Source organism: Mycobacterium sp. (assembly GCF_049280035.1).
In the GTDB taxonomy this organism is placed as follows: domain Bacteria; phylum Actinomycetota; class Actinomycetes; order Mycobacteriales; family Mycobacteriaceae; genus Mycobacterium.
The window spans coordinates 1-9,329 of the sequence record NZ_JBAPPI010000701.1; the positions used below are offsets into that span (position 1 = coordinate 1).

Genomic DNA, 9,329 nt, shown 5'->3' on the forward strand with positions numbered 1-9,329 from the left:
AACCGTCGGTCCGCGCAATTGACTCGTGGGCTCATCGCTCTCGGCGCAGGCAAAGGCAGCCACATCGGATTGCTTTACCCCAACGGCGTTGCGTTTGTGATCGGCATGTTGGCGGCGTCACGGGTCGGCGCCGTCGTCGTGCCGTTTTCCACGTTCGCGACCACGCGAGAGCTACACGAGCAACTGATCGACAGCGACACCGAAATCCTTCTCGCCGCGGCGTCGTACCGCTCGCACAACTACGTGCAGCAGCTGACCGAGGTGCTGTCCGGCTCGGACCTCGACGGAGACGATCGGCTACTGGACACCGCCGCACCGCAATTGCGACACGTGGTCTTCGATGTCGGACGGCTTTATCGGCTGGCCGAGACGGTCGACGAGCAGCTTTTGACGGCAATGGAACACGATGTCGACGGCTCGGACCCGATGACGATCGTCTACACGTCGGGCACCACGAGCACCCCCAAGGGAGTGGTACACACCCACGCCGCGCTACTCAACCACCAGAAAAATCTCAACGCGATCCGCGGCCTGACCGCTGCCGACAAGCTGTTCTGCAACTCGCCGTTCTTCTGGATCGGGGGATTCGGATTTGCGTTACTTGCCACGCTGCTGGCCGGATCAACGCTGGTGTGCTCCAACGCCGAAGACGCCGGCCAAACACTCGACCTGCTCGAGGCCGAAAGACCAACCCTCACCAACGGTTTCGCTGCCGGGATCGCGCATCTGGTGCGGCACCCAAGTTTTGGTGGCCGTGATCTGTCGTCGATGCGACGCGGAAACCTGTATCCGATCATGGCGCCCGAGATGCGACCGGCGGACCCGGAGTTGCGGCACAACATGCTCGGCTTGACCGAGGCCGGCAGCGTGGTCTTGATCAGCGGCGACGACAGCGACCAACCGGAACGTCGACGCGGATCGTTCGGTAGGCCCGCACCAGGCCTAGAAACCAAGGTCGTCGATCCCGAAACCGGAACATTGGTTGAAGACGGCGCGCTCGGCGAGCTGTGCATCCGCGGGGCCTGCCTGATGCAGCGGTACTACAAACGCAGCCGAGAAGAGTGTTTTGACACAGACGGGTGGTTCCACACCGGCGACCTGGTTGCCACCGACCGCGACGGATTCTTCTACTACATCCACCGTCAGGATTCGATGATCAAGACCGCAGGAGCGAACGTCTCCCCTGCCGAGGTGGAGCAGGCGATCGCCAAGGTCACCGGTGGGGTCGTGGCACACGTGGTCGGCATCCCGGACGCCGAGCGCGGGCAAATCGTCGCCGCTGTGGTCACGCTGGAAAACGGCGCGCAGTTCGACGAAACCACGCTTCGGCGCAAGCTCGCGGCGGAGCTCTCGGTATACAAGATTCCGAAGCGGTTCGCGGCCATTGCGGCCGCTGATGTTCCGCTATTGGCCAGCGGCAAAGTCGATGTGCGGAAATTAAAGCGGGTGTTCGGTGCCTGACACCATCGACCAGGTGGTGAGGTTGCGCGCCGCCGAGCATGGGACCAAACCGATGGTCGTCGACCTGTCGTGCCGGCTGAGCTACAACGAACTTGATTGCACTACAAAAGATTTGGCGGCTGCACTCATCGAAGTCGGCGTCGTCAAAGGTACCCGCGTGGGGCTGATCATGCCCAACGGGGTCCGCTGGGTGCAGATCGCCATCGCAGTCATCCGGATCGGCGCGGTGCTGGTTCCGTTGAGCACGCTGTTGCAGGCCCGAGAATTGGCGGCACAATTGCGGACCGCCTCGGTGCAGTTCCTGATCAGTGTGCAGGAATTCCGCGGCCACCGGTATCTCGACGAATTGCGACGCGAACAGCTTCCCGCGTTGCGAGAAGTTTGGACCGCCGACCGGTTATTGGAAACCGTCGCAAGCAAGCCGGCCAGCCGGATCGTCGACGCGCTGACAGCGACAGTGACAGCTAGCGACCCGATGGCCGTCATGTTCACGTCCGGCAGCAGCGGTTCGCCCAAAGGCGTGCTGCACTCGCACGGCAATGCGTTGGGTGCCGTGGCATCCGGTTTAGCCAGTCGTTGCATCGATTCCGACACTCGCCTGTATCTGCCGATGCCGTTTTTCTGGGTGGGTGGCTTCGGCAGCGGTGTGCTCTCCGCACTGGTGGCCGGTGCCACGCTGGTGACCGAAGAAATCCCGCACCCGGACACCACGCTGGGCCTGCTGGAGCGTGAGCGGGTGACGCTGTTCCGAGGCTGGCCCGATCAGGCTGAGGCCCTGGCCCGCCACCCGCGCCGCGCCCAGGCGGACTTGTCGGGGTTGCGCCCCGGCAGTCTGGAAGCGCTGCTACCGCCCGAGCAACGTGCGAAACCCGGCACCCGGGCAACCCTGTTCGGTATGACCGAGGCTTTCGGGCCGTACTGCGGGTACCCCGCCGACACCGATATGCCGCGGTCCGCGTGGGGCAGCTGCGGCAAGCCGTTCCCCGGAATGGAGGTCCGTGTCACCGACCCCGACACCGGAGAGCCAGTTCAGGCGGGAAGCATCGGGATGATCGAGCTTCGGGGACCGCACACCCTACGCGGGATATGTCGGCGCAGCCGCGAAGAGCTATTCACCACCGACGGGTTTTATCCCACCGGTGACCTTGGCCGACTCGACGACGGCGGCTTTCTGTTCTACCACGGCCGATCTGACGACATGTTCAAAGTCAGCGGCGCCACCGTCTATCCCACCGAGGTCGAGCAGGCACTGCGGGAAATCGAGGGCGTCGATAGCGCCTATGTCATCAATGTGCCTGGCGTGCACGGGAATCAAGTGGGTGCGGTGGTGGTGTGCGACACCGCCGCGAACAACGCCGAGCAGCTGCGCGGGTCTGCCCGCAAGCTGCTCAGCTCGTTCAAGGTCCCGACGACGTGGCTGCTGGTCGACTCCGATGAGGCGGTTCGGCGCGGTCCGACCGGCAAAGTCGATGCCCGGCGGCTGCTCGAGCTACTTATTAACAGCAGCCACAGCAGCACCGGCAACTGACCACCACACGCTGCTGCGGAGTGATATCACATGTGCCATCAAACTGAAGGAGGCACTGTTCTCTCCGGCCGGCGACGCCGGGGGCTGCTGATGCTTGTGAGCTCATAGGCGTGTCAAGGCGTTTCGACCACGCCATGCTCGATGAGGTGGTTAATCAGCGGAGCCGCGCCGGCAGCCAGGTGCTCCGACATCGCTTTGCGGGCGAGCTCGCTGTCATGTTTGGCCAGCGCGGTCAACACCCGGCGATGGTCTTTTATCGATTGGTTTGGCCAGCCGGCGATGGTGGGAAACACGGATTCCGGTGCGTAGCGGGTGATCTGCGACATCACCTGAGCCAGTTTCGGCGACTCAGCGGCGACATTGATGGCCCGGTGGAACTCGTGATTGAGCCGAACTGTTCGTTCGTCGTCGCCACCGGCATAGGCTTCCTCCAGCTCAGCCTGGATGGTCTTGAGCTCGCGCAGCTGGTCGTCGCCAATGTTGATCGCGGCGCGCGCGGCGAGCTCGCCGCCCACGTGCGCCTGCACGTTGGCCACATCAGTGAGGTCGCGTCCAGTCACCGGCAGCACCACGAAGCCACGGCGCGGCTGCTGAGCAAGCAGCCCCTCGGCGCGGAGCTCGAACAGAGCCTCCCGCACCGGCGTGACGCTGATCCCTAACTCCGCAGCCAATTGGTCCAGGCGCACGTACTCGCCCGCCGAGTAGGTCCCATCGAAGATTCGCCTACGCACAAAGCGCGCAACGTCTTCCGAGAGCTGCGGACGGGTAACGAAATCGGGGACGCTCACGGTCAAATCCGATACTCGGCAAGCAGCCGCTTGCTGATGATCGACTTCTGTATCTCGCTGGTGCCCTCGCCGATGAGCAGAAACGGGGCGTCGCGCATCAGCCGCTCGATTTCATACTCCTTGGAGTACCCATAGCCGCCGTGGATGCGGAAGCTCTGCTGGGTGACCTCTGAGCAGAATTCGCTGGCGAGGTATTTTGCCATGCCCGCGGCGACGTCGTTACGCTCGCCGGAATCCTTCAACCGGGCGGCATTGACCATCATCAGATGTGCAGCCTCGACTTTGGTTGCCATTTCCGCGATTTGAAATGCGATCGCCTGATGTTCGGCGATCGGCTTGCCGAAGGTATGGCGCTGCTGGGCGTAGCGCACGGCGAGCTCGAACGCGCGGACGGCCACTCCACAGGCCCTGGCCGATACGTTGACCCGTCCGACCTCGATACCGTCCATCATCTGGTAGAAACCCTGCCCCGGGGTACCGCCCAAGATGTCGTCGGCACTGGCGACGTATCCGTCGAAGATGAGCTCCGTGGTGTCAATGCCCTTGTAGCCCAACTTGTCGATCTTCCCAGGTATCAGCAGACCGGGCGCCACCTCGCCGAAGCCGGTCGGCTTCTCGATAAGGAATGCGGTCAGATTGCGGTGCGGTGATTGCGCGCCCTCGTCGGTGCGAATCAATGCCGCTACCAAGGTGGAGCTGCCGCCATTGGTCAGCCACATCTTCTGACCGTTGATGGTGTAGTTGCCGTCAGCGTTAAGTGTTGCGCGGGTGCGGATCGCAGCGACGTCGGAGCCCAACTCAGGCTCGGACATGGAGAACGCGCCGCGAATCTCGCCGATTGCCATGCGCGGCAACAGGCGCTGCCGCTGCGCGTCGGTGCCGTGCTGACGCAGCATGTAGGCGACGATGAAGTGGGTATTGAGCACCCCCGAGATGCTCATCCAGCCGCGGGCCAATTCTTCGACGCACAAGGCGTAGGTCAGCAGCGACTCACCCACGCCGCCGTATTCTTGCGGGATCATCAAGCCGAATAGGCCCATCTCCCGCATTTGATCGACGATGGCTTGTGGATATGTGTCGGTGCGTTCGAGTTCCGGCGCGTTGGGAATGACTTCCTTCTCGACGAATTGCCGTACCGTGGCGATGATCTCGGTTTGGAATTCGGTGAGTCCGGTCGTCTCGGCGAGTTTGGTCATGCGGCGCCCATCTCCTTCGTCAGCAGCCGATCGTTTTCACACTGGTCAGTCGGGCGACGTCGGCTGCGCTCAATCCCAACCGCGCGGTGAGCACGTCGGCAGTGTCGCCGCCGAGTCTCGGCGCCGGTTCGCTTGCGAGATAGCCGTCGTCAAAGACGGTTGGCATCGCCGGCGCAAGATAGTCGCCGAGACCGTCTTGGTGCAGCCGGGAAAACAGCGGATTCGCGGTAACCCGTTCATCTTCGGCAACTTGCGCGAAAGTCCGGTAGCGCTCGAACAATACGCTGGTTGCCGACAGCGACTCGGCGATCTCCTCGGCGGTGTGTTCGGCGAACCAGGTCGCGAACAGTCCGCTGAGCACGTCGCGGTATCGATAGCGTTCGCCTTCGTCGCTGAAGTCGACGCCGAGCGACTCCGCCAGTGCCGCCACGGCTGCATCGGTTCCGGATACCTCGACGAGGTCGTTGAAGTGCCGTCGCGTCAGCGTGACGACCATGAACGCGACGCCGTCACGACTGGTGAAGTCTTGACCGTACTGACCGTAGATCGCGTTGCCCAGGCGTTGGCGTTCGGTGCCATTCACCTGAGGCTCGGTCAACCATCCCAAGTTGCCTGCGGTAGCCAGCGCAACATCTTCCAGCGCGATGCTGATTTTGGCGCCGACGCCGGACTGGTCGCGGCGGCGCACCGCGGCGACGACCGCGAGCGCAGCGTAGAGGCCGCAACAGACATCCCACGCCGGCAACACATGATTGATTGGGCCGGCCTGGTTCGCCGGCCCGGTAACCAACGGAAAGCCGGTCGCCGCGTTGACCGTATAGTCCACGCCGGTGGAACCGTCATGGCGGCCGAGCAGTTGAACGTGGATCACGTCGGCGCGCATCGCGGCGAGCTGCTCAAACGACAACCAGGACAGGCCCGCAGCGTTGGTTACCACGACACCGTCACCCTCGACGACCAATCGCTGGATCAGCTCTTGCCCTTCCGGCGAGCGCAAATCAATGGTGGCCGAACGCTTTCCCTTGTTCAGGCCGGTCCAGTAAATCGACGTCCCGCTTGCGGCCAGTGGCCAGCGACGAACGTCGGATGCGCCGCCGATCGGGTCGACGCGTATCACCTCCGCGCCCAGTTGGCTCAACGTCAAGCCGCACAACGGCGCCGCGACGAAGCTGGATACTTCGACGACGGTGAGGCCGGCCAACGGCAAGGTCATTGCGACCCGACTCGTTCGAAAACCGCGGCCAGGCCTTGTCCCCCGCCGATGCACATGGTTTCCAGCCCGTAGCGCGCGTCCCGCCGATTGAGCTCGCGGGCCAGCGTGGCCAACATCCGGCCGCCGGTGGCGCCGACCGGATGCCCCAGCGATATTCCCGAGCCGTGCACGTTCGTCCGCTCCCGGTCGGCCGCGCCAAAGTGCCACTCCCGCATCACCGCAAGAGCCTGCGCGGCGAACGCCTCGTTTAGTTCGAAGAGGTCGATGTCGCTCAACTGCAAGCCCGCCTTGGCCAGCGCGACCGCGGTGGCGGGTACCGGGCCGATGCCCATCACGTTGGGCGGCACGGCTGCGACACCCCACGACACCAACCGGACCAGCGGCGTTAGTCCGAGTTCGCCGGCCTTCTCCGGTGTCGTCACCAAACACATGGACGCTGCATCGTTTTGTCCGCTGGCGTTTCCCGCGGTCACGGTTGCTTCTGGATCATGTTCCAGCAGAACGGGTTTAAGTTTGCGCAGCGATTCGACCGTGGTGTCGGCCCGCGGGTGCTCGTCGGCGTCGATCAGCTCCTCGCACCGGCGGCTGCGCACCGTAACCGGAATGATTTCTTCGGCCAGGATGCCGTCCTTCTGCGCGGCCACCGCCCGCTGGTGCGAAGCCACCGCGAGTTCGTCCTGCTCGTGCCGCGAGATGTTGTATTGCCGTCGCAGGTTTTCCGCGGTTTCCAACATCCCGCCGGGCACCGGATAGTGCCGGCCGCCGGCAGTGCTGCGTCCGCGGGCCAGCCCGTCGTGTACCCGCACACCGCCACGGGCGCCGCCCCAGCGCATATCGGTGGAGTAGAAGGCGACGTTGCTCATGCTTTCCGCACCGCCGGCGACGACGAGATCGTTGTCGCCAGCGCCGACCTGCAGGCACGCCTGGATAACGGCCTGCAGACCCGAGCCGCAGCGGCGGTCAACCTGCATGCCGGGCACCGTGACCGGTAGGCCGGCATCGAGTGCGACGACGCGCCCGATCGCAGGCGCCTCGCTGCTCGGGTAGCAATGCCCGAGGATGACATCCTGCACCGATTCGGCTGGGATGCCCGTCCGTTCGAGCAGCCCGGTGAGAGCCGCAACGCCGAGGTCGACGGCGGTCTGCGACTTGAACATTCCCCCGTAGCGGCCGATCGGTGTCCGGACCGGTTCGCAGATCACGGCTTCGCGCGTGCTCACAGGTGCCTTCCGCCGGTCACCTCGAGGACGGTTCCGGTCATGTATGACGACAGATCGCTCGCGAGGAACAGTGCGACCTTAGCGACCTCTTCGGGCTCGCCGGCTCGTCCCATCGGTATCTCGGCGAGCTTCTCGTCCCAGATCCGTTGCGGCATGGCCTCGGTCATCGCCGACCTGATCAGCCCGGGCTGGATCGCGTTGACCCGAACACCGAGGTGGGCGAGTTCCTTGGCAGCCGCCTTGGTCATGCCGACGATCCCAGCCTTGGCCGCCGAATAGTTGGTCTGGCCGACCATGCCGACTTTCCCGGAGATCGACGACATGTTCACGATCGCGCCGCGCTTGTTCTCTCGCATGATCGCCGCGGCCTTGCGGAGCCCATTCCAGGTCCCCTTCAGATGCACGGCGATGACCTGATCGAACTGCTCTTCGGTCATCTTTCGCATCGTCGCGTCGCGGGTGATGCCGGCGTTGTTGACCATGATGTCCAGCCCGCCGAACCGGTCGACGGCAGTGGCGACCAGCGCGTCGACGTCGTCAGCGGAAGTCACATCGCAACGCACCGACGCGGCCCTGTCCGCACCACCGAGCTGCTTCGCGGCGACCTCGGTCGCCTCGAGATTCACGTCACCGAGCACGACCCGTGCCCCTTCGGCAACGAACCGCTGCGCGATGGCGAAACCCAATCCTTGAGCGCCACCGGTGATAACTGCGGTCTGACCGGTCAACAACGACACCCTGATCACCGTCCTCTGTGTGGACCCCGAACCCCGGGACATCATCGCACATCATATTTCATATATGATCGGGCCCAGTTAGCCGCCATCCCATTGCCCGAAAGGAGCGTTGATTCAATGTCGCCTGCGGTCGTCGACGACGACGACTTTCAGCAGATCCTCGCGCAAACCCGGCAGTTCGTTCGTACCGTCGTCGTCCCGCGGGAGCAGGAAATTCTGGCCACCGACCGGGTGCCCGATGATCTGCGGGACCAGGCCAAGGACATGGGCTTGTTCGGCTACGCCATCCCCCAGGAATGGGGCGGACTCGGGCTCGACATCACCCAGGACGTCGAGCTGGCGATGGAGTTGGGCTACACCTCGCTGGCGCTTCGGTCGATGTTCGGCACCAACAACGGCATCGCCGGTCAAGTCCTCGTCGGATTCGGCACCGATGAGCAGAAGGCCGCCTGGCTGGAGGGGCTGGCGACCGGAAAAGTCGCCTCGTTCGCGCTGACCGAGCCCGGGGCGGGGTCGAACCCGGCAGGGTTGCGTACCAAGGCCGTTCGCGACGGCGCGGCCGGCGATTGGGTGATTTCCGGCGAGAAGCGGTTCATCACCAATGCACCGGTCGCGGACCTGTTCGTCGTCTTCGCCCGGACCCGCCCCGCCGACGACGCCGGACCGGGCATCGCGGTATTCCTGGTTCCCGCCGACGCGGCCGGTGTGGAGGTCGGGACCAAGGACGCCAAAATGGGACAGGAAGGTGCCTGGACCGCCGACGTCCGCTTCACCGATGTGCGCGTCCCGCCCGGCGCGCTGGTGGGCGGCAGTGAGGACATCGGCTATCGAGCAGCGATGACCTCCCTGGCACGGGGCCGCATCCACATCGCCGCGTTAGCCGTGGGCGCCGCGCAGCGGGCACTCGACGAATCCGTGGCGTACGCGGCCACCGCCACGCAGGGCGGTACCCCGATCGGGAACTTCCAGCTCGTGCAGGCGATGCTGGCCGACCAGCAAACCGGGGTGATGGCCGGCCGCGCCCTGGTCCGTGACGCGGCCCGGCTGTGGATCACTGACCAGGACCGGCGAATCGCGCCGTCGGCGGCGAAGGTGTTCTGCACCGAAATGGCCGGCAAGGTAGCCGATCTCGCCGTGCAGATTCACGGCGGAAGCGGATACATGCGCGAAGTGCCGGTGGAACGCA

Annotated in this window: 8 protein-coding genes; 3 read left to right on the forward strand and 5 right to left on the reverse strand. The window is 64.5% G+C overall.

Translation table 11 applies throughout. The features are described 5' to 3' along the window. Together WAN71_RS22600 and WAN71_RS22605 are read left to right on the forward strand one after the other, a co-directional pair. The coding region (locus WAN71_RS22600; protein ID WP_422227470.1) for a class I adenylate-forming enzyme family protein at positions 1-1,461 on the forward strand (1,461 nt) is incomplete at its 5' end. Continuing rightward, positions 1,454-2,989 carry a class I adenylate-forming enzyme family protein gene (locus WAN71_RS22605; protein WP_422227471.1) on the forward strand — a complete coding sequence of 512 codons (1,536 nt, stop codon included), beginning with the start codon at positions 1,454-1,456 and terminating at the stop codon, positions 2,987-2,989. The genes WAN71_RS22600 and WAN71_RS22605, both read left to right, overlap by 8 nt. Before the next feature lie 113 nt (positions 2,990-3,102). On the opposite strand, the gene WAN71_RS22610 is transcribed toward WAN71_RS22605, so the two are convergent. Genes WAN71_RS22610 through fabG form a run of 5 tightly spaced genes read right to left on the reverse strand, consistent with a single transcriptional unit; the run spans position 3,103 to position 8,185 of the window. Beyond that, positions 3,103-3,777, reverse strand: coding sequence for a GntR family transcriptional regulator (locus tag WAN71_RS22610; protein ID WP_422227472.1), 675 nt, complete (start codon positions 3,775-3,777; stop codon positions 3,103-3,105). 2 nt (positions 3,778-3,779) lie between these two features. Next, positions 3,780-4,973, reverse strand: a complete 1,194-nt coding sequence (locus tag WAN71_RS22615; protein WP_422227473.1) for an acyl-CoA dehydrogenase family protein — start codon at positions 4,971-4,973, stop codon at positions 3,780-3,782. 19 nt (positions 4,974-4,992) lie between these two features. Next, positions 4,993-6,186, reverse strand: a complete 1,194-nt coding sequence (locus tag WAN71_RS22620) for a CoA transferase (protein ID WP_422227474.1) — start codon at positions 6,184-6,186, stop codon at positions 4,993-4,995. Next, the gene (locus WAN71_RS22625; protein WP_422227475.1) at positions 6,183-7,406 is read right to left on the reverse strand and encodes an acetyl-CoA C-acetyltransferase; all 1,224 of its coding nucleotides are present in this window, start codon (positions 7,404-7,406) and stop codon (positions 6,183-6,185) included. Before WAN71_RS22625 ends, WAN71_RS22620 begins: the two co-directional genes overlap by 4 nt. Next, positions 7,403-8,185: a 3-oxoacyl-ACP reductase FabG gene (gene fabG, locus WAN71_RS22630; protein ID WP_422227476.1), complete on the reverse strand. Its 783-nt coding sequence runs from the start codon at positions 8,183-8,185 to the stop codon at positions 7,403-7,405. The genes WAN71_RS22625 and fabG overlap by 4 nt, the downstream gene beginning before the upstream one ends. A gap of 75 nt (positions 8,186-8,260) precedes the next feature. On the opposite strand from fabG, the gene WAN71_RS22635 reads away from it, so the two are divergent. Next, a partial coding sequence (locus WAN71_RS22635) for an acyl-CoA dehydrogenase family protein (RefSeq protein ID WP_422227477.1) occupies positions 8,261-9,329 on the forward strand: 1,069 nt, incomplete at its 3' end.

Bases quoted from the DNA above. Each gene is read 5' to 3' on its own strand.
- WAN71_RS22615 (WP_422227473.1), bottom strand. From the start codon at position 4,973: ATGACCAAACTCGCCGAGACGACCGGACTCACCGAATTCCAAACCGAG.
- WAN71_RS22620 (WP_422227474.1), bottom strand. From the start codon at position 6,186: ATGACCTTGCCGTTGGCCGGCCTCACCGTCGTCGAAGTATCCAGCTTC.
- fabG (WP_422227476.1), bottom strand. From the start codon at position 8,185: ATGTCCCGGGGTTCGGGGTCCACACAGAGGACGGTGATCAGGGTGTCG.